Source organism: Micromonospora gifhornensis, from assembly GCF_016863515.1.
Lineage (GTDB): Bacteria > Actinomycetota > Actinomycetes > Mycobacteriales > Micromonosporaceae > Micromonospora > Micromonospora gifhornensis.
In genome coordinates this window covers 18192-37303 of sequence record NZ_BOPA01000053.1, presented here as the reverse complement: position 1 = coordinate 37303, position 19112 = coordinate 18192, and the positions used below count along the sequence as shown (strand labels likewise).

The 19112-nt window shown below is 71.2% G+C and carries 17 protein-coding genes; 6 read left to right on the top strand and 11 right to left on the bottom strand.

What is annotated here, in order from left to right; genetic code table 11:
• Positions 1–550: 550 nt before the first annotated feature.
• The gene (locus Vgi01_RS27745; protein ID WP_102660188.1) at positions 551–928 is read right to left on the bottom strand and encodes a carboxymuconolactone decarboxylase family protein; all 378 of its coding nucleotides are present in this window, start codon (positions 926–928) and stop codon (positions 551–553) included.
• Positions 929–1127: 199 nt separating this feature from the next.
• Positions 1128–3536 (bottom strand): ATP-binding protein, encoded by a 2409-nt coding sequence (locus Vgi01_RS27740; RefSeq protein ID WP_204293025.1) that lies wholly within the window; start codon positions 3534–3536, stop codon positions 1128–1130.
• A 210-nt stretch (positions 3537–3746) separates the two neighbouring features.
• Between Vgi01_RS27740 and Vgi01_RS27735 the strand changes: the two genes are divergently transcribed.
• A complete protein-coding gene (locus Vgi01_RS27735) occupies positions 3747–4133 on the top strand; it encodes a rhodanese-like domain-containing protein (RefSeq protein ID WP_204293024.1) in 387 nt (128 codons plus the stop codon).
• Positions 4134–4164: 31 nt separating this feature from the next.
• Here Vgi01_RS27735 and Vgi01_RS27730 read toward each other — a convergent pair whose 3' ends face one another.
• Positions 4165–4911, bottom strand: a complete 747-nt coding sequence (locus Vgi01_RS27730) for an MIP/aquaporin family protein (RefSeq protein ID WP_204293023.1) — start codon at positions 4909–4911, stop codon at positions 4165–4167.
• A 59-nt stretch (positions 4912–4970) separates the two neighbouring features.
• Entirely contained in the window at positions 4971–5885 is a 915-nt protein-coding gene (locus Vgi01_RS27725) for a MerR family transcriptional regulator (protein ID WP_233197008.1), read from the bottom strand.
• Positions 5886–5977: 92 nt separating this feature from the next.
• Here Vgi01_RS27725 and Vgi01_RS27720 point away from each other — a divergent pair, with 92 nt between their 5' ends.
• Complete coding sequence (locus tag Vgi01_RS27720) at positions 5978–6742, top strand: class I SAM-dependent methyltransferase (RefSeq protein ID WP_102660184.1); 765 nt, start codon at positions 5978–5980, stop codon at positions 6740–6742.
• Positions 6743–6818: 76 nt separating this feature from the next.
• Here the strand turns inward: Vgi01_RS27720 and Vgi01_RS27715 are convergent, their stop codons facing one another.
• Positions 6819–11300 (bottom strand): cation-translocating P-type ATPase, encoded by a 4482-nt coding sequence (locus Vgi01_RS27715; protein WP_204293022.1) that lies wholly within the window; start codon positions 11298–11300, stop codon positions 6819–6821.
• A gap of 252 nt (positions 11301–11552) precedes the next feature.
• Between Vgi01_RS27715 and Vgi01_RS27710 the strand changes: the two genes are divergently transcribed.
• The 3 genes from Vgi01_RS27710 to Vgi01_RS27700 all read left to right on the top strand — a co-directional run bounded on the left by Vgi01_RS27710 (position 11553) and on the right by Vgi01_RS27700 (position 13092).
• Positions 11553–12188 (top strand): GAP family protein, encoded by a 636-nt coding sequence (locus Vgi01_RS27710; protein ID WP_233197007.1) that lies wholly within the window; start codon positions 11553–11555, stop codon positions 12186–12188.
• Positions 12189–12263: 75 nt separating this feature from the next.
• Positions 12264–12461 (top strand): hypothetical protein, encoded by a 198-nt coding sequence (locus Vgi01_RS27705; protein WP_102660181.1) that lies wholly within the window; start codon positions 12264–12266, stop codon positions 12459–12461.
• 82 nt (positions 12462–12543) lie between these two features.
• Positions 12544–13092 carry a YbaK/EbsC family protein gene (locus Vgi01_RS27700; RefSeq protein WP_102660180.1) on the top strand — a complete coding sequence of 183 codons (549 nt, stop codon included), beginning with the start codon at positions 12544–12546 and terminating at the stop codon, positions 13090–13092.
• Positions 13093–13139: 47 nt separating this feature from the next.
• Here Vgi01_RS27700 and Vgi01_RS27695 read toward each other — a convergent pair whose 3' ends face one another.
• The 6 genes from Vgi01_RS27695 to Vgi01_RS27670 all read right to left on the bottom strand — a co-directional run bounded on the left by Vgi01_RS27695 (position 13140) and on the right by Vgi01_RS27670 (position 18389).
• Entirely contained in the window at positions 13140–13775 is a 636-nt protein-coding gene (locus Vgi01_RS27695) for a DsbA family oxidoreductase (RefSeq protein WP_102660179.1), read from the bottom strand.
• An 8-nt stretch (positions 13776–13783) separates the two neighbouring features.
• The gene (locus tag Vgi01_RS27690) at positions 13784–14224 is read right to left on the bottom strand and encodes a SufE family protein (RefSeq protein ID WP_013730729.1); all 441 of its coding nucleotides are present in this window, start codon (positions 14222–14224) and stop codon (positions 13784–13786) included.
• 26 nt (positions 14225–14250) lie between these two features.
• Positions 14251–14676, bottom strand: coding sequence for a CBS domain-containing protein (locus Vgi01_RS27685; protein ID WP_102660178.1), 426 nt, complete (start codon positions 14674–14676; stop codon positions 14251–14253).
• Positions 14677–14757: 81 nt separating this feature from the next.
• Positions 14758–16509, bottom strand: coding sequence for a proline--tRNA ligase (locus Vgi01_RS27680; protein ID WP_102660177.1), 1752 nt, complete (start codon positions 16507–16509; stop codon positions 14758–14760).
• Between the two features lie 48 nt (positions 16510–16557).
• Positions 16558–17223, bottom strand: a complete 666-nt coding sequence (locus Vgi01_RS27675; RefSeq protein WP_102660176.1) for a response regulator — start codon at positions 17221–17223, stop codon at positions 16558–16560.
• On the bottom strand, positions 17220–18389 hold the full coding sequence (locus Vgi01_RS27670; RefSeq protein ID WP_102660175.1) for a sensor histidine kinase: 1170 nt from the start codon (positions 18387–18389) through the stop codon (positions 17220–17222). Before Vgi01_RS27670 ends, Vgi01_RS27675 begins: the two co-directional genes overlap by 4 nt.
• A gap of 177 nt (positions 18390–18566) precedes the next feature.
• Between Vgi01_RS27670 and Vgi01_RS27665 the strand changes: the two genes are divergently transcribed.
• Positions 18567–19019 carry a hypothetical protein gene (locus Vgi01_RS27665; RefSeq protein WP_204293021.1) on the top strand — a complete coding sequence of 151 codons (453 nt, stop codon included), beginning with the start codon at positions 18567–18569 and terminating at the stop codon, positions 19017–19019.
• The last annotated feature ends 93 nt before the right edge of the window (positions 19020–19112 follow it).

Genomic DNA, 19112 nt, shown 5'->3' with positions numbered 1-19112 from the left:
ACTGGAGATAGAAGCCAGGGGGACAGAGTGGCCAGTTCAGACGTCCTCCGGCGGCAACCCGCAAGCGGCTGCCTCCTGACCTCAGCCTGACCCAGCCGCGCCGACACGGCCGTACCTCGGATGAACGACAGCCGCGACCTGGTGGCGAGGCGAGCCAGGTGTCCGTGGATACCGGACGGTCCTACCGATCAGAAGGTGGGCTGTACAGCCACCCGTACAGCCAAGCCCGCCGACGGATACGGCCCGGGGCCGACAGTAGGCGACACGGCGAGCAGGTCAGCCGTAGCGCAGGCTCGCGGCTTAGGGGTTCGAGTCCCCTGGGCTCCACCAGCACTTTCCTTGGTTGATCTCGGTCCGAGGACAGCCTCCGTACAGCCAAGCCGTTCACGCTGTTGCCACTCAGGCACTGCGGGCAGGGGACGATCCGTCACGTCGGCTTGGGAGATGGTCTGCACTCCGCCAGCCTGCTTCCGCTGGGCAGGGAGGTGGACACCCTCGCAGGGGTTGAACGCGATCGGACGGCTCCTCGTTGACGGGTGCTGGCGCGTCGTCAGCGGTGCTCGCCGAAGACCGCCGTGGCCACCTGGTAGCTGTCGAACGCCCGGGCCGCCCCGGCGTACGCCTCCAGGTGGATGAAGAGCTCGACGATCTCCTCCTTGGTCACGCCGGACGTCAGCGCGATGCGCAACTGCCCCCGCAGCGGCTCGTGGGTGCCCAGCGCCGCCGCGACGGCCACCGAGATCAGGCAGCGGCTCCGCAGGTCCAGGCCGGGTCGCGGCCACGAGTCGCCGAAGGTGTGCTCGGTCGCCAGCCGCCGGAAGTCCTGACCGACCGCGGGTTCCCCGTCGGCAAGCGGCAGGGTCAACGGTTGGCCGAGGAGGCGCTCCGCGGTGTCGAGGGCATGCTGGTATCGGGGATCGTCGGGCATGCGTTGCCACCTCCGCACGTGTCAGCCGATCGACTGCCGTTCGGTTCCAGCATCGTGCCCACCCCGGCGTTCGGTCGGCCGTTCCGGCGAACCGGTGGTCGCGACTGGCTTCGTCCTGCCAAATTGACTTCGTGTCCGGTGGGGCCAGTCGTTCCCGCGAACCGTACCGGTCGGCGACCCGAGGTCAACGAGCGCTGCCTCAGCTGGGTAGGAGGTCTGCTGGGGTGGAGGCGCGTCCCTGGGACATCGCCAGCTCGAACGACTCGCCGAGGCTGTTCCGCAAGAGCGACAACAGGTGTTCGGTGTCCAGCACGGGACGACGGCCGGGGTCGAGTTGTCCGGCCACCCCCTCCGCGCAGCCGAGCAGTAGGGCGGCACGGTGGGGGCCGCCGCCTGCGAGTGCACACTCGGCAAGCAGTCGCAGGCCCTGTGCGATCTCACGTCTGTCTCCGGTGCTCTGCGCGATCCGTACGCTGTCGGCAAGGTTCTCGGCGGCGACGTCGTACGCGCCTGCGTGCAGCGCCGCCATGCCCACTCCGTTGAGGCATCGACTCAGGCAGCGAAGATCGCCGATCCTGCGGAATTCGGGCAGCAGCGTCTCGAAGGCTGCGCCGGCTGCTGCGGGACGTCCGCGGAGCTGTTCGAGCCGTGCCAGGCAGACCTCCGCGTGCAGCCTCTCGTGGTTGCTCGGGGTCGACTCGGCGAGGTCGCGGGCTTCCGTCAGCCATGTCTCGATGTCATCGGGTTGGGAGCCCACGTCGATGCATCGGGAGGCCATCTGGATGAGGCAGTTGCTGCGTTTCACCAGGTCGCCGATCCGCCCGAACGCGTCTGCCGCCTGCCTGAGATGGTCGAGGGTGTCATCGAGATCGCGTCCCGCGAGGGCCAGGCCCTCGAGACTGAAGGCGAGATGCCAGTCGTCTCCGTGGCCACGGAATTCGTCCACCGCCCGGTGGAACTGCTCGCGAGCCGGCTCGGCTTGTCCGTCGTACATCAGGGCCCAGCCCACCGCCATGGTGGCCAGGGACCGGGTGTGCTCACCCAGCGCGGGCCCCGCTGCCAGTTCGACGCCGTGCCGGGCTGTTTCGAGCGCTGCTCCGGTGTCCTGGTAGCACCGGAGCAACGATGCGGTCACGGCGGCCTGCACGCCGAGGCGGGAGGGGGGCAGCGGATGTTCGAGCAGGCGGTCCAGCCAGTCGAAGAGCTCACCGCGGGCGCCGAGGATCTCCCAGCCGGTGCCGACCCCGGAGATGAACGTCCAGGCCGCGTCCAGGTTCCCCGTGTCGAGCGCCCAGTGCACCGCCGCCCGGATGTCGGGCCACCGCTGCTCGAACCAGCGCAGGGCTCCGGCCTGGTCCCTGCCCTGAAGATCCGCCATCCATGCGGGGCCACCCTGCAGGTGGTGGACGGCATGACGCTCTCGTATAGCGGCCAGACCGCCACGCTCCTCCAGGCGGGACTGGGCGAAGTGGCGGATGCTGTCCAGCAAGCGGTACTCGGTGGTCGGCCCGTCCCGCCGGCTCGACAGCAGGGAGCGGTCCAGAAGCCGCGGGAAGACGCGCACCACGTCGTCGTGGGTGATGGCCGGCGGGTCGGACACGACCGCATCAGCGGTGTCGAAGTCGAAGCTGCCGGGAAACACCGAGCACCGTTCGAAGAGCACCCGCTCGTCCTCGTCGAGCAGTTCGTAGCTCCAGCGGATCGCGGCCTCCAAGGTGCGGTGCCGGCCGGTCGCGCCTCGGCCGGTGTCGGCCAGGAGCGCGAAGCGGTCCTGCAGGCGCACGAACAGCTCACTGGGTGAGAAGGCGCGAAGCCGAGCGGCGGCGAGTTCGATGGCCAGCGGTAGGCCGTCCAGCTTTCGGCAGATCGCCGCGACGTCGTCGGAGTTCCGGTCGTCGAGGGTGAAGCTGGGGAGTGCCTTGGCGGCCCGGTCCGCGAAGAGCCGCTCGGCCTCCGAGGGCTGCAGGGGCGCGACATCGTAGAGAGCCTCTCCGGCCACGCCGAGGGGAGTGTGTCCGGTGGCGAGCACATGCAGGCTGGTGCACGTCCCGAGCAACTCGTCCAGCAGTCGCGACGTCGACTCCGCCACGTGCTCGCAGTTGTCGACGAGCAACCAGTGATCGCCGTGTGCGAGCACGTCGCGCAGTTGCGACAGCAGTCGGCGTTCGTCCGCGGCGATCCCCAGGCTGTCGGCGAAGACCCGCGTCACCGGATCGTCCGGGGCTGTGCTGGCCAGGTCGACCAGAACCCATGTTGCCGGGTGTGGCAGCGTGCCTGCGACGTGAAGGGCCAACCTGGTCTTGCCCACCCCCGGCGGCCCGGTGAGCGTGACGAGCCGATGCCGTTGGACAAGTGAGGCGACCTGAACCGTCTCCTGCTCTCGACCGAAGAAGGACGACAACGGCTGGCGAAGGACACCGCGACGGCGTACGGCAAACTCGTCGGCGGCATCGACGAGCATTCGCCGCTGCGTCACCCCGAGCTTGCGTAACAGTGACGAGACGTGGCTCTCCACGGTGCGCTCCGACACGTGCAGCGCTTCCGCGATCTCCCGGTTCTGCAGCCGTCCGCCGACCAGCCGGAGAACGTCGGCCTCGCGCCTCGTCACACCGGCCGCTCGAAGCCTGCTGGGGACCTGTTCCGCATCGGGCACTCACCAAGGATCAGGGACCGGCTTTCCGGGGTCCACCTCCGACCCGGGTTCGAATTTCCGTACTGAGCACGGATGTAGCAGGCGACGAGGTGCGCTCGAATGGATCTAAACCAACGGGCACGGCCGGCACCACGTCAGGGTGCGGGCATCGACAAGGAGGACGGCATGACCCTCACTGTTCAGCAGCTGGTGGCTCAAGCGAAGAGCGAGGTGCGCAACCTCTCGGTCGACGAGGTGGCGCAGCACCTGGAGTCCGGTGACGTGCGACTCGTCGACATCCGAGAGCCCGAGGAGGTGGCGCGGGACGGCGCCATCCCGGGGGCTGTCCTGGCCCCGCGCGGCATGTTGGAGTTCTGGGCCGACCCCTCCAGCGCATACCACCGTACCGAGTTCGATCCGAACTCCAGGACCATCCTCTACTGCGCATCCGGTGGCCGGTCCGCGCTCGCGGCGCAGAGCCTGCAGCTCCTCGGGTACACCGATGTTGCTCACCTCGACGGCGGCCTCAAGGGCTGGAAGCAGCAGGGTCGCCCCGTCACCTTCCAGAGCTGACCCGGAAGCCAGCCGCCCGACCTCGAAGGCGTCAGGCCGGTTCGGGTCCGCTCCGGGGTCGGCGCGGCGGCTTGCTCGCCGGTTCCTCCGGCTCGCCGCGGTAGCGCGGGTTGCGCTTGACGATCAGGGGCGCGACCAGCGCGGCGAGCACCCCACCGAGCAGCGGGAAGACGATGAACAGCCAGAGTTGCCGCAGCGCTGTGCCGCCCTCGAACAGGGCCGGGCCGAACGACCGGGCCGGGTTCACCGAGGTACCGGTCAGCGTCACGGCCACCAGGTGTGCCGCGGCGAGCGTCAGGCCGATCGCCAGTCCGGCGAACGCCGCGTGTTCCGCGCGACTCGTCACCACCAGCACCACCAGGACGAACAGGAACGTCAGGATGGTCTCCAGCACCGCCGCGCCGACTCCGTTGATGTGCTTGCCGTACCCGTTGCTGCCCAGCACGCCGGTCTGGTCCACCACGTCTCCCCAACGCACCAGGCCCCAGATCACGGCGCTGGCGACAGTGGCGCCGGCGAACTGGGCGATCCAGTACGCGATCGCGCCGCTGGGCGAGATCTTGCCGGACAGGAGTACACCAAGTGTCACCGCCGGATTGACGTGACTGCCGGAGAGCGGGCCGATCGTGTAGACCATCGCCAGCATCACGAAGCCGAAGGCGAGGGCCACGACGACGACCCCACCGTCGACGCGGGCGGCGACCGCGCTGCCCACCCCGACGAAGACCAGCAGTAGCGTGCCGAGAAACTCGGCGGCGTACCGTCGCACGTCATCCATGGGGTCAGACTAGGACGAGCAGTGGCCCGAAAAGGGCAAAAGCGGCAGCCGCAGCCAGCTCACCCGCCCGACCTCGCGGCAGGTAGCCGCTTCTTGGTGAGCCACCGCATGACGTCCAGGGTGTGTGACGCCGGGTAGTGGATCGGGTGGAAGACGTGCTCGATCACGTCGTCGGCGATGACCAGGGTGAGTCGTTCGTACAGTGTCATGTCGCCGGCGGTGAAGGTGGGTAGGCCGAGGGCGGCGGCCAGGCTGAGGCGCGGGTCCGGGATCAGTGGGTACGGCAGTCTCAGCCGGTGTACGAGTTCGCGCTGGTAGCCGGTGGATTGTGCGGACAGGCCGTAGACGCGGTCGGCGCCGGCGGTGCGTAGTTCGGCGTGGTGGTCGCGGAACCAGGTTGGTTGCTCGGTGTCACGCAGTGCGCCGGCCACCTCCAGGAGGCTGTTCGGCAGGTCGACGCCGGGGCGGCCGGTGAGCGGGTAGACGAAGATGATGGTGCGTCCGGGGCCGAGTGCGGCGAGGTCGACGGGCCGGCCGTCGGTGGCGTAGAAGGCCAGTGCGGGTAGGGGTTTGCCGATCAGGTCGGCTGGGTCGGTGCCGGCGGGTGACTGGCCGGGTGCGACGCGGGTGGCTGCGGCGTCGAGGCGGGCGTTGAGGGCGTCGCGTTGGGCGGTCAGTTTGCCGATGCGTTGCTGCAGGGCGGTGACGGTGCCCCGATAGGTGGCCAGCGCGGCGGCGCAGACGTCGGTGTCGTCGGCGCCGGCGGCGATGGATTCGACGAACGGGCGGGTCTCCTCGACGCTGAGGCCGAGCGCCATCAGTTCCCGGATCTGGGCGACCAGGCGGACCGCGATGGGGTCGTACTCGCGGTAGCCGTTGCCGAGGCGGCGGGGTACGACCAGCCCGACGGACTCGTAGTACCGCAGGGCCCGGATGGTCGTTCCGGTCCGACGTGCCAGCTCACCCACCCGCACGTCCCCGATGCTAAACCCGGACCCTGGGGTACGGGTCAAGGCCGCGAAGTCGACTTGACCCGTACCCCGAGGTGCGGGTTTAGCGTGCCCGCATGATTGGCACACCGGTCGGTGACTTCGACTACGAGACAAAAGGCCAGGGGTACGCCGCGCAGCGGCGCCCCGATCCGCGGATCGCGGCGCTGATCCACGCGGCGTTGGGCGATGCCCGGACCGTTCTCAATGTGGGTGCGGGGGCGGGCTCCTACGAGCCCACCGACCGGTACGTGGTGGCGCTCGAACCGTCGGCGCGGATGCGTGGTCAGCGGCCGGTGACGGCGGTACCGGCGTTGGACGCCGCTGCCGAGTCCATCCCGTTCGACGATGACGCGTTCGACGCGGTGATGGCGACCGTGACCGTGCACCAGTGGGCGGACACCGCCCGTGGGCTGGCGGAGCTGCGTCGGGTCGCGCGGGGCCCGGTGGTGGTGCTCACCTTCGACGGTGCGGCACTCGATCGCTTCTGGCTGGCCGAGTACGCCCCGGGGCTGATAGCCGTGGAGCGCCGCCGCTATCCGGCGATCAGCACCATCGCGGAGGCCATCGGTACGGAGGTGAGTGTCATCGAGGTGCCGATTCCCGTCGACTGTGTGGACGGTTTCACCGAGGCCTACTACGCCCGCCCGGAACGTCTCCTCGACCCGGCGGTCCGGGCCGCTCAGTCGGCGTGGGGTTTCGTCGACGAGGCGGCGACTACCCGTGCCGTCGAGCGGCTCCGGGACGACCTCGACTCGGGTGTCTGGGAAGCGCGACACGGGCACCTGCGCACCCAGCCGACCTTCAACGGTTCCCTGCGTCTGATAGTCGGCCAGCCGTGAGCCACCGTCTCGGCCGGGGCCGGTGCGACCGGGTGGCGGTGCGGGCGGTGGAGGTGATGTCACGCCCGAACCGAGCTCAGGATGGCGACTCCGGCGACTGCTGGTCACCGTGATCAGCGTGATCGGCATGGTCGGCGTCGGCGTGGTTGGCGTTCGGGCGGTCGAGTGGGGGTAGCCGGGCCACCAGCTTGGTCATGGCGCCGTTGGCGAAGGTGGCACCGAGGGCGGAGCCGGTGGCGATCGTCCAACCGACCGGGCCGAGCGGGGTGCACCCGAAGAACTGACTCACCCCGGGCGTCTGCACCACCGCGGCCAGCACGCCGAACGACACGGCGGTGGAGGCGAGCACGGTCGGGCTGGTGCCGCCGGCCAGTACGGTCTGCCCGAGCTGCGTACCGACCAGGGAGACCAGGGCGACGGTGCCGGCGCGTCGGCGGCGGCCGGTGTAGCGGGCCAACGTCCAACCGGCGGTCGCGCCCAGCGTGGTGGCGGCCGCGCGCAGTCCGATCTCCTTGGTCATGGTCTGGCCGAGCGAGCGGTCGGGCCCTTCGCGCAGCATGCCGTCGGCGTGGTCGGCGGCGGGTGGGCGGACGGCGATGGCCATTGCGGGGGCCATGTCGGTGAGCAGGTTGACCAGGAGCAGTTGGCGGCCGTTGAGGGCGGCCTGCCCGGTGGCGGCGGCGGTCAGCACGCTGAACGCGATCTCGCCGAGGTTGCCGCCGACCAGGATGCTCAGCGCGTGACGTACCGAGGACCACATCGCGCGGCCCTCGACCAGGGTGGCGATGATGGTTTCCAAACGGTCGTCGGTGACGACCAGGTCGGCGGCGGCCCGGGCCGCGGGGGTGCCGCGTTGGCCGAGGGCGATGCCCACGTCGGCGAGCCGGATGGCGGGTGCGTCGTTGGCGCCGTCGCCGGTCATCGCCACGGTCCGCCCGCGTTTCTGCAACGCCTGGATGATGCGGACCTTGTGGGTCGGGGTGCAGCGGGCCACCACGTCGGTCGCGGCGAGCCGGTCGGCGAGGGCGTCGTCGTCGAGTTCGTCGAGTTCGGTGGCGGTGACGACGCGCTGGGCTTCGCCATGGCTGATGGTGGCGGCGATCGCCTCGGCGGTCGCCGGATGGTCACCGGTGATCATGATGGTGTGGACGCCGGCCTGCCGGATCCGGCGGACGGCCGGTGCGGCGCTGTCCCGTACTCCGTCGGCGATCGTGAGGAAGCCGGTGAAGGTCAGGTCGGCGACGTCGTCGTCGGTGATGTCGGGGTTGTCGACGAAGCGTTCGGCGATGGCGAGGACGCGGTGTCCCGCCCCGGCGCGTTCGCCGAGTTGCCGGTGCAGGTCGGTGCGGCCGGCGTCGTCGAGCGGCTCGTCGTGCCCGCCGGTCCGGCGGGCGGCGCATCGGGGCAGCACCTTCTCGGGCGCGCCCTTGACGCTCAACAGCATCCGGCCCTGGGTTTCGCCGACGGTTGCGTGGTAGCCGCGGGAGGGTTCGAACGGCAGACCGCCTGCCGCCCGCCAGCCCGGAGCCGAGTCCTGTTCGTGCACCCCGGCGGCGCGTGCGCCGCGCAGCACCGCGCGGTCGGTCTGCATGGACAACTCTTCCGGGTCGTCGGCGGTGGGGGTGGCGCGTAAGGCCGCCGCGAGGGCACGCCGCAGCCGGTCGTCGAGTTGTTCCGTCGAGGCGTACCCGTCCGCGTCGCCGACGCCGGCGAGCAGCAGATGTCCCTCGGTGAGGGTGCCGGTCTTGTCGAAGCAGAGCACGTCGACCCGACCCAGCGCCTCGATGGTGCGCGGGTTGCGGACCAGCGCGCCGTGCCCGGCGAGGCGTCGTGCGGCGGCCAGCTGGGCCGCGCTGACCAGGAACGGCAGTCCTTCGGGCACCGAGGCCACGGCCAGGTTCGCGGCGGTCGCGGCGGTCTGACCCAGGGGTACGCCGCGCAGCAGCCCGGCACCGACCACCGCCACCGCCGAACCGGCGGCCAGGGGGATCGCGGCACGTGTCAGGTTGCCCAGCCGGGCTTCGACCCCGCTGGCCGGTGGTGCCTGCAGGGCCAGGGCGAGGCTGCGGCCGGCTTCGGTGTCGGCGCCGGTGGCCACCACCACGGCGGTGCCCTGTCCGGCGGCGATCGTGGTGCCCTCGTAGAGCATCGATCGTCGTTCGGCGACGGCCGCGGCGACCACCGGCTGGTCGTTCTTGCTGACCGGCAGCGACTCGCCGGTCAGGGAGGACTCGTCGGCCTCCAGGCCGACGGAGTCCAGCACCCGGCAGTCGGCGGGCACGGCGTCGCCGGATTCGAGCACGATCACATCACCGGGTACGAGGTCGTCGGCGGGCACCATCCGTTCGGTGCCGGCTCGGCGGACCCGGGCGGTCACCGCTGAGCGGGACAGCAGTTGGGACAGGGCCTTCTCGGTGTTGCGCTGGTGCACGGCGCCGACGAGCGCGGAGCCGCCGACGACTCCACCGACCAGGGCCGCGTCGACAAGGGAACCGAAGCTGGCGGAGAGCGCCGCGCCGGTGACCAGGATCGGCGTGAGCGGGTTGACCAGTTCGTCGGCGAAGGCGCGGAGCAGCCCGCCGCGCCCGCCCGCCTCGCCGGGGCTGCTGGCCTGGCGGCGTTCGGCCTCGCTGTCGGTCAGCCCGTCGGGGCTGCTGCCGAGTTGTTGCAGGACGGTCGGCACCGGCATCAGGTGCCAGGCGGTGATGGCGGGGGCGGGGGTTTCGGCGTGCTCGGAGAGCCGGGTGGCCCGCCACACGCCGTGGCCGAAGGCCAGCGCCGCCGCGCCGTTGACCGCGGAGAGGGTACGGACGGGCAGGACGGCACGGTCGGCGGTGAGTGCGCTAAGTGCGCCGAGACCGGTACCGGCCAGGCCGACGCGCATGTTCTGCACGGTCATCCGGCGGGCCACCCCGGCCGCCTCGATGATCAGTGCGGCGATCCGCAGGTCGGTGCCGATGAGCAGGTGCGCACCCCACGGTGGCAGCGCCTCCGGCTCGGCGACGCCCAGGCCGCAGTCCGCAGCAGCGAGCGCCGCCCGGTCGCCGGATACGAGCATCACCATGGCGCCTTCGCGTTGCAGCACACGGATCGATGCGGCCAGCTGGTCCTCGCCGGGCAGCAGCGCGTCGGCGAAGGCGTGTCGCTGGGCGTCGCCGCCGGCCACGATGATCCGCAGTCCGGCCTGCCGGGCGACGGCCGGCAGGCTGTCGACGCCCGGTGCGGGTTCCGGATCGACCCGGAGCACGGCCGCCAGGGTGCCGCCCTGGGCGAGGCCGAGCAGGTTTCCGCCACGTTCGCGCAGCCGGCGGCTGTCGTCGGTGTCGCCGGGGTCGTGCACGTCGAGTTGGTCGAGGGGGCCGAGTTGCCAGCCGTCGCTTCGGCGTAGCTCGCCCGGAGCGTCCGGATCGAACAGGGCGAAGGCCCGCGCGGCCACCTGGGAGGTGTCGGCGCCGGGCAGCGGGGCCAGGTCGGCCAGTACGCCCCGGTCGGTGCCGAGCACCCGGGTGTCCAGCACCAGGGTGTCGATCCGGTCGAGTTCGCGGAGCACGCTTCGGTCCATGGCGATGACGCCGCGCTTGGCGAGGATCCAGCCGAGCTGGGCACCGTATCCTTCACGACCGCTGCCGGGTGCCTTCGGCAGCGCGGACAAGCCCAGCGCGGCGGCGCGTTTCGGGCCGATCACCGGTGCCGCCGCGGCGAAGGCCGCCACCCCGCCGCCGAGCATCCGGGTCTTGTACCTGTCGACGGTGCTGTCCGGCTTCGGGCAGGGCCGCTCACCGTCGGGCGTACGGGCGACGGCGCGTTCCGGTTCCCCGGTGAGTCGAGGTTCCGCCTTCTCCCAGGCGCGCAGTTGGGCCAGCCCTTCGCCCCACTGCACGATCCGCTGCGCCCCGTCGAGCACGATGCCCGTCCAGCCACCGGCGAGGCCCTGCACCACCGCCTCGGCGAGCGGGAACAGCAGGTCAGCGCGGGGGTCGCTGCGGATGCCGAGTCCGGCGAGGGCGTGCAGCCTGGGGTGCAGGTCGACGGCGCCGAGCAGGCCGGCGACCTCGGCGGGGATCGGCGTGATGGGCAGGATGCGGGTGGCCGCGGAGATGGTCAGACCGAGGGCGTCGGAGGCGAGCGCGCCGAGCGTACGGGCGGTTCGTGGCCCTTCCTCGGGTGGTTGCGGCGGGGGGATGTCCGGGTCGGGTTCGTGCGGGCAGGTGCGTTCGGTGCGGGCGATGGTGGCGATGAGTTCGCGGACCTTCGGTCCGGGTGTGTCGACGGCGACGATGACCCGGCCCGAGGGGGCGTTGACGCGGGCCCATTGCACGCCGGGCATCCGTTGCAGCGCCGTTTCGACCTGGCGGGCGAGGACGTCGCCGCCGTCCTGGCAGACGCCGTGCACCTCGATGTGGTGGCGTCCCGGCCGGGACCAGACCCGGCGGCTGCTGAGCCCGATCGTGCGGGCCAGCCGGGTGACGGCTGCGCCGGCGTCGCGGGCGACATCGTTCACCAGCGGCACGTCGACAGGTGGCCGGAGGCGGCGGACGAGGCCGCCGAGGGACGTCATCGACGGGTGGCACGGATCGGGTGCCTGGTCAGCTTCCCGCTGCTTCTGCCGTACCGCATCTCGCCTCCTACCGGTCGTGCCCGGCGGCCTGGCTTCCCGGCGGGGCGTCCGTTATGCCCGTCCGGGTGGGGGAAGTTTTCCCGTTCGGGTGGGCCTGAGCCGGTTCGGTGGGTGGAATGCCGGATGACGGCGGGGTGTGGGGAGGATCGGGATGAGTGCGGGCCGGTCGTGTCCGGCGGTGATCGGCTGCCGATGGCTTTCCTGACGCTGCTGCCGCTGGCGGTGGTCATGGTCGCCGGCACCCAGTTGGTGGCGGCGGTCTTCTTCGCCTCCTCCGACCGGCCGCAGGCCGTGTCGCTGGGCTACCTGGCGGGTGCGGCGATCGTGGTGGGTGGCGGTACGACGTTGGCCTGGTCGGCGCTGCGGCTGTTCCGGATCCGGTTGTCGACCGGCAGTGAACGTGGCGCCGTGGAGCGGAACATCGACTGGCTCGTCCTCGGGCTGCTGGTGGTGCTGGCGGTCGTGGTCTACCTACTTCGCCACCATGGACCGCCCGGCTGGATGGGTCGGCTCCAACACGCCAGCCCCGGGTACGCGTTCCGGGTCGGCGTGCTGCTCTTCCTGGCGAATCCGACCGACGGCCTGACGATGATCGCGGTCGGGGCCGCCGCGGCACGACGTGATGAGGCCTGGTGGCATCTGCTGCCGTTCGTGCTGCTCACCTTGACCCTGCTGGCCCTGCCGTTGCTGGCTCTGCTGCTGCTCGGGCACCGGGCCGAGGTGGTGCTGCCCAGGATCAGGAAGTGGGCGGACACCCACTCGTGGATCGTCAGCGAGGCGGTGATCGCGATCTTCTTCGCGATCACCGTTGTCGACCTGGTGCGGTGAGTCGGACGTTCACCCGAATGAGGGACGGTGCCGGAGACGACACGTGTCGCCGTACGCCCGCCCTAGGGTCGAATCATGCTCACGTTCGTCACCACAAGCATCCTGTACGTCTGCGGGTTCATCTTCCTGTACGGGGTGATCCGGCTCGCCGTCCGGCATGCCCTTGAGGACGTCGAGATGCGGCGCGTGCAGGCCCAACGGGCGGAGGAGATGGCCGCGGCCCGGGACCGGGCGCTGCTTCAGAAGCACGGCTTCCTCAGCAACAACGGCTGACGGCTCGGCCGCGGTCCGGCTCGGGTGATTCGGTCGGCTGCCTGCGGTGTGACCTGCGGCGGATGCGACGATCTCAGCTGTGATGGGAACGTTGAAGACCGAGCCTGCCCGTACCCGCCCCGACCTGCTTGCCGCGCCGGTGGCCGCCGCGCTCGCCGCCTGGCCGACCGACGCCTCGGTGGAGGTCGACTCGGTGCTTGTCGCGCCGATCGATGCCGACCTCGCCGACACCGCCGAGTTCTGCGCCGCGTACGAGGTGGGGCTGGACGAGTCGGCGAACTGCGTGGTGGTCGCCGGCAAGCGTGAGGGCGTGATCCGCTACGCGGCCTGCCTGGTGCTCGCCACCACCCGGGCCGACGTCAACGGGGTGGCCCGGCGGGCCCTGGACGTCCGCAAGGCCAGCTTCGCGCCGATGACCGACGCGGTCGAGTTGACCGGCATGGAGTACGGCGGGATCACCCCGATCGGTCTGCCGGCGCAGTGGCCGATCCTGATCGACGCGCGCGTGGTCGCCACCCCGTACGTCATAGTCGGATCGGGCGTACGGCACAGCAAGATCGCGCTGCCCGGGGCGGCGTTGGCCGCCCTGCCGAACGCGCGGGTGGTGGAGGACCTGGCCAAGCCGGCCTAGCTGCTGATCGCCGTCGATGTTGTTGCACGTGAAACATCGCCGACGGCTCAGCCGTCGGCGGCCTCGCGTCGCTCCACCTCGGCGAGGGCGGCCAGCAGCGTGGCCGGCTCCTGAGCGCCCGCGACCACGTACTTGCCGGCGAGCACGAAGGTGGGCACGCTTGTCACCCCGATCTGGTGGGCGGCGGCCAGTTCGTCGGTGAGTTCGGCGACTCCCGCCTCGGAGTCGAGGAACCGGCGGGCCTCGGCGCCGTCCAGGCCGACCTCGGCGGCGACGGCGGCGAGCACCTCCGCGGAACCGATGTCGACGCCGTCGGTGAAGTGGGCGCGGTGCAGCGCCTCGACCATCTCAGCGCCGTGACCCCGCTCGTCGGCCCAGCCGATCAGCCGGTGCGCGTCGAAGGTGTTTGCCGCGATCGCCCGCTCGAAGTGGAAATCCAGCCCGATGGTTGCACCGATCTCGGTGACCTGGGAGACCATCGGACCGACGCGATTCGGCCCGCCGAACTTCTCGGCCAGCGCCGTCAACAGCGGCCGGGGCTCGGTCACCGGCGTCGGGTCGAGCTGGAAGGGGCGCTGCCGGACGGTGACCTTGCCGTCGTACGAGGCCAGGGCCAGGTCGAGTCGCCGCCGGCCGATCCAGCACCAGGGGCAGACCACGTCGGCGTAGATGTCGATCTCCATAACCGGCGTCAACTCGCCGACCCGGCGATCTGTTCCCGCACCTGCCGCTTGAGCCGACCCAGGATGGCGGTGCCGCCACGCACCCGCAGCGGACTGATCGCCTGCGCGAGACCCATCCGCTGATACAGGTCGTCCGGCACGGCGAGCACCTGCTCAGGGCTGGCCCCGGCCAGCCCTTCGGCGAGGATGCCGGCGAACGCCCGCGTGGTCGGCGCCTCCGGCGGGCAGTCGAACAGGGTGCGCACCGTGCCCTCGGGCGTCACCTCGGCGCGCAGGAAGAACGACGTCTGGCACTCCGGCACCTGCTCCATGCCCTCGTGGCCCTCCTGCCCGGCGGGCAGCGGCGGCACCGCGTCGGAGTACTCCAGCAGCATCTCCAACACCACGTCACGCGGGGCGGCGGCGAACTCGTCCACGATCTCGGCCAGCTTGCTCGGCATCTCGGGCATCCCGCCAGGCTACCGGCGTGCCACCCTCACAGCGTCGGGGCTTGCTCGCTGATCTGCCCGAGGGCGGACTGCGGGTCGAACTGCACGGCCAGGTCACCGAGGGAGACGATGCCGACCAGCTTGCGTTCGGCGTCGCAGACCAGCACCCGGCGTACGCCCCGTTCGCGCATCAGCGCCGCCGCGTCACCGGGGGAGCAGTTCTGCTCGATCATCACCACCTCGCGGGTGGTGATCGAGCCGATCGTCGTACTGGTGGGGTCGCTGTTGGCGGCGACCGCCCGGACCACGATGTCGCGGTCGGTGAGCAGACCGGCGAGGGTGGCGCCTTCGGTGACGACGACGTCACCGATGTCGGCCTCCTTCATCACCCGGGCCGCCTCGTCGAGGGTGGTCTCCGCCGGCAGGTAGATGACCTGTCGGGTCATCACGTCGGCGACGCGGTAGTCGGACATGAGAGCCTCCATGCAACGTTTTCGGCCGATCGGAATGCGGTACCCCGTTCTCCGGCGACTACACCCCATTCGGCGCAAGGCTCACCGCTGCGTCGCAGGCGTCAGCTGGGCGAGCAGGTCAGGCACCGGCAGTTCGACGCGCTCGCCGGTGGCCCGATCACGCAGTTCGACGTACCCGTCGGCGAGACGGCGGCCGACCACGACGGTGCGCGGGATGCCGATCAGCTCGGCGTCGGTGAACTTCACCCCGGCCGAGACGCCGACCCGGTCGTCCACGAGCACCCGCAGGCCGGCCGCGGACAGCTGCGCGCCGAGGTCCACGGCCGCGTCGAGCTGCGGGCCCTTGCCCGCAGCCACCAGGTGTACGTCGCACGGCGCGACAGACGTCGGCCAGACCAGTCCCCGCTCGTCGTGGTGCTGTTCGGCGATGGCCGCCACCGCCCGGGACACCCCGATGCCGTAGCAGCCCATGGTGAGTCGCACCGGCTTGCCCTGCGGGCCGAGCACGTCGACGGCGAAGGCATCGGTGTAGCGGCGGCCGAGTTGGAAGATGTGCCCGATCTCGATGCCCCGGCGCATCGTCAGCCGGCCCTGCGCACAGGCCGGGCAGGGGTCGCCGGGACGCACCTCGGCGGCCTCGACCGTGCCGTCGGGGGTGAAGTCCCGACCGCACACCACGTTCGTGGCGTGCCGGCCCGGTTCGTTGGCACCGGTCAGCCAGGCCGTCCCCGCCACGACCCGGGGATCGACCAGGTAACGGAGACCGAGCTTGTCGAGCACCTGCGGCCCGATGTAGCCGCGGACAAGTTCCGGATGGGCGTCCCAGCCGTCGAAGATGTCCACGGTGGCCGGTGACAGCGCGGCGGCCAGCCGCTTCAGGTCCACCTCCCGGTCGCCGGGCACCCCGACGACAAGCAGTTCGGTCTCCTCGACACCCGGGCGGCGTACGGTCAGCACCACGTTCTTCAGGGTGTCGGCGGCCGTCCAGTCGGTCCGACCGGCGAGCGCCCGCTCGTTGGCCAGAGCGACCAGACTGGCGATCGTCGGCGTCTCCGGGGTGTCGTGCACCTCGACGGCCGGTTGCCGAAGCGGATCGCCGGCCGGTGGCACGGGCGTGGTGACCGCCTCGGTGTTGGCCGCATGGTCACAGTCGGTGCAGCCGACGTAGGTGTCCTCCCCGACCGCTGCGGTGGCCAGGAACTCCTCCGACGCGGAACCGCCCATCGCCCCCGACACGGCGTGCACCACGGTGTAGTCCAGGCCGAGTCGGTCGAAGATCTTCTGGTACGCCGCGCGGTGCCGGCCGTACGCCGCCCGCAGGCCCTCGTCGTCCAGGTCGAAGGAGTACGCGTCCTTCATCAGGAACTCGCGCCCACGCAGCAGACCGGCGCGGGGACGGGCCTCGTCGCGGAACTTGGTCTGGATCTGGAACAGCGTCACCGGAAGATCCCGGTACGAGGTGAACAGGTCCTTCACCAGCAACGCGGCCATCTCCTCGTGGGTCGGCGCGAGCAGGTGCTCGGCACCGCGCCGGTCGGCCAGGGTGAAGATGTCGTCGCCGTACTCCGTCCACCGCCCGCTGGTGCGGTACGGCTCGGCCGGCAGCAGCGCCGGGAAGTGCACCTCCTGGCCACCGATCTCGGCCATCTCGGCCCGCACGATCTCGCTGACCCGGTCCAGGACCAGCTTGCCCAGTGGCAGCCAGGTGTAGCCGCCCGGCGCGGCCCGCCGCAGGTAGCCGGCGCGCAGCAGCAGCCGATGACTCGGCACCTCCGCGTCGGCCGGGTCGTCGCGCAGGGTCCGGAGCAGCGTGGTGGACATCCGCAACAGCATTGCCGCAGGGTACGACCGCAGGGCCGGTGTCGGCGAACGCATTGCGCATCAGCGGTCGTTCGGTGGCTCGCTCAACCCGGCCCGGTGCGCGATCACCGCCAGCGCCGTACGGTCCCGGGCGTTCAGCTTGGCCAGCAGTCGACTCACGTAGGTGCGCGCGGTCGCGGGACTGATGAACAGCGCCCGGCCGATCTCGTCGTTCGTCTCGCCCAACCCGACCCGGGCCAGCACGGCCCGCTCCCGCTCGGTCAGTACGGCCAGCCGGGGATCGGGACGGGCCGGGCGGGGTGCGGCGGCGAGCCGTTCCATCACCCGGCGGGTGACCGTGGGCGACAACAGGTTCCCGCCCGCCGCCGTGGTCAGCACCGCCCGGCGCAACTCATCCGAGGGGGTGTCCTTCAGCAGGTAGCCGGCGGCGCCGAGGCTCACCGCCTCGATGATGTCCTCGTCGTCGTCGAATGTGGTGAGGATCAGCACCCGGGTCGCGGCCAGCCCGGCGTCGGCCCGGATCGCGGCGGTCGCGGCCAGGCCGTCCAGCACCGGCATCCGGATGTCCATGAGTACGACATCCGGCCGAAGCTGGCGGGCGAGCCGGAGCCCGGACCGCCCGTCGGCAGCCTCCCCGACCACGTCGATCTGCGGATCGGCCGACAGCAGGGTACGGATGCCGGCCCGGACGAGATCCTGGTCGTCGACGATCAGCACGCTGGTCATGCCGGCCCGACCAGCGGAAGTTCGGCGTGAACGGCGAAACCGCCCGGCACCGGGTTGGCGGTGAGTCGACCGCCCAGGCTCTCGGCCCGCTCCCGCATCCCGGCGATGCCGTGCCCGATGCCTGGCTGTCCGGTGCCTGCCTTCGGTGCTTCCGCGTCGGTGCCGCTGTCGATGACCGACAGGATCAGACGGTCCTCGTCCTGGCGTACCCGGATCTCGACCCGGCTGCCGGCGGAGTGCCGTACCACGTTGGTGATCGCCTCCTGCACGATCCGGAACGCGGCGGCCTCGACCGGACCGGGGACGGGCGTGTCGAGGTCGACCCGGACGTCGACGTCGAAGCCGGCGGCGCCGGCCGCCTGGGTGACCGCGTCGAGGTTGGCCAGCGAGACGACCGTGCGAGGCCGGTCGTCCGGCGAGCGCAGCAGCGTCACCGTACGCCGCAGGTCGACCATGCTGCGGCCGGCCGCCGACCGGATCAACTCCAGCGCCGAGCGGGCGGCATCCTCGTCGCGGCCCAACGCCTCCCGTGCGACGTCGGCGTGCAGGGCGATCACCGACACGGTGTGCCCGAGAGAGTCGTGCAGGTCCCGGGCGACGGCCATCCGTTCGTGCTGAATGCGGGTCTGCGCCTCCTGTTGGTAACGCGCGGCGGTCAGTTCGGCGATCCGACGGGCGTCCGCCTGCGCCGCCCGCCGGGACCGCACGCTGTCGCCGAGAGCGATCGCCGCCCCCATCAACAGGACGTGCCCGGCCAACTCGTAGCCGACCACGAAGGCGAAGTCCTGCCCTTCGGCGAGCCGGAAGACCACCGAGACCACGGTGACCACCACGGCGGCGCTGACGGCGGCGGCGAGCCGCCCGTACTCGGCGGCGGAGAAGAGGGCGGCGGCGACCGGCACGGCCAACCCGATCGCCGGGTAGCCGACGGCGTAGTAGGCGAACAGGCCCAGCACCGTCACGGCGAGCACCAGCACCGGGTAGCGGCGACGGGCCAGCATCAGCGCCCCGAGACCGAAGGCCCACAGGTACGCGACCCGCTCCGGCCCGTGCCGGCCACCCTCGTTGGCGCTGATCACGATCGAGACGATGGCGGTGACACCCACCCCGAGCAGCACGTCGACGACCCAGGGGCGGAACGCCTGCTCCCTCGCAAGACCGGCCACGAACTCAGCGTACGGCGCTGAGCAGGCACGTTGGGGTCGTCAGAAGGCGACCCGAACAGTCGCCCACCGACGTACCCACCCCACCCCCACCCCCGCCACGCTTGAAAGGAAGGGCACCTTGTTAACGCCTCGTGTAGAGGAAGGGCCCCCTATTAACAACGCGAGGGAGTTGCCGCCATGAGCACCGCACAGCCTGTTCCGCAGCGTCGGACGGCACTCGGGCTTCCGTGGCCCGCCCTGCTCGGGCTCGCGCTGCTCGGGCTGCCTCGGGTGGCGCTGCACGATCTGGGGTTGGTGCACGAGGGCACCTTCGTCAACTTGCTGCTGGTGGTCGTACCGCCGATGGTCTGGATTGTGACCGCGGTGGTGCGGCGGGTGCCCAACCCCTTCCTCACCCTGCTCGTCCTCGGCCTGATCTACGGCGTGCTGTTGGCACTGACCCACCAGGTGCTCTGGGACGCTGCGTTCGACACGCCGCCGACTCTCGGCGGCAATCTCAGCGATCTCGCCCCCGGCACGCAGGAAGTCATCATCCGGGTCTTCGCGACCATCAGCAGCGTCTTCACCGGCGTCCTGGTCGGCGCGGTGAGCGGCCTGATCGCCTGGCCCCTGGCCCGCCGCGGGCAGTGATCGCCAGACGTCGTCACCCGGTGGTCCCTGGTCGGAGCCACCGGGTGACAACGTGATGCTGCGTCGCTACGCATGCGGCAGTCGGGTGCGGCG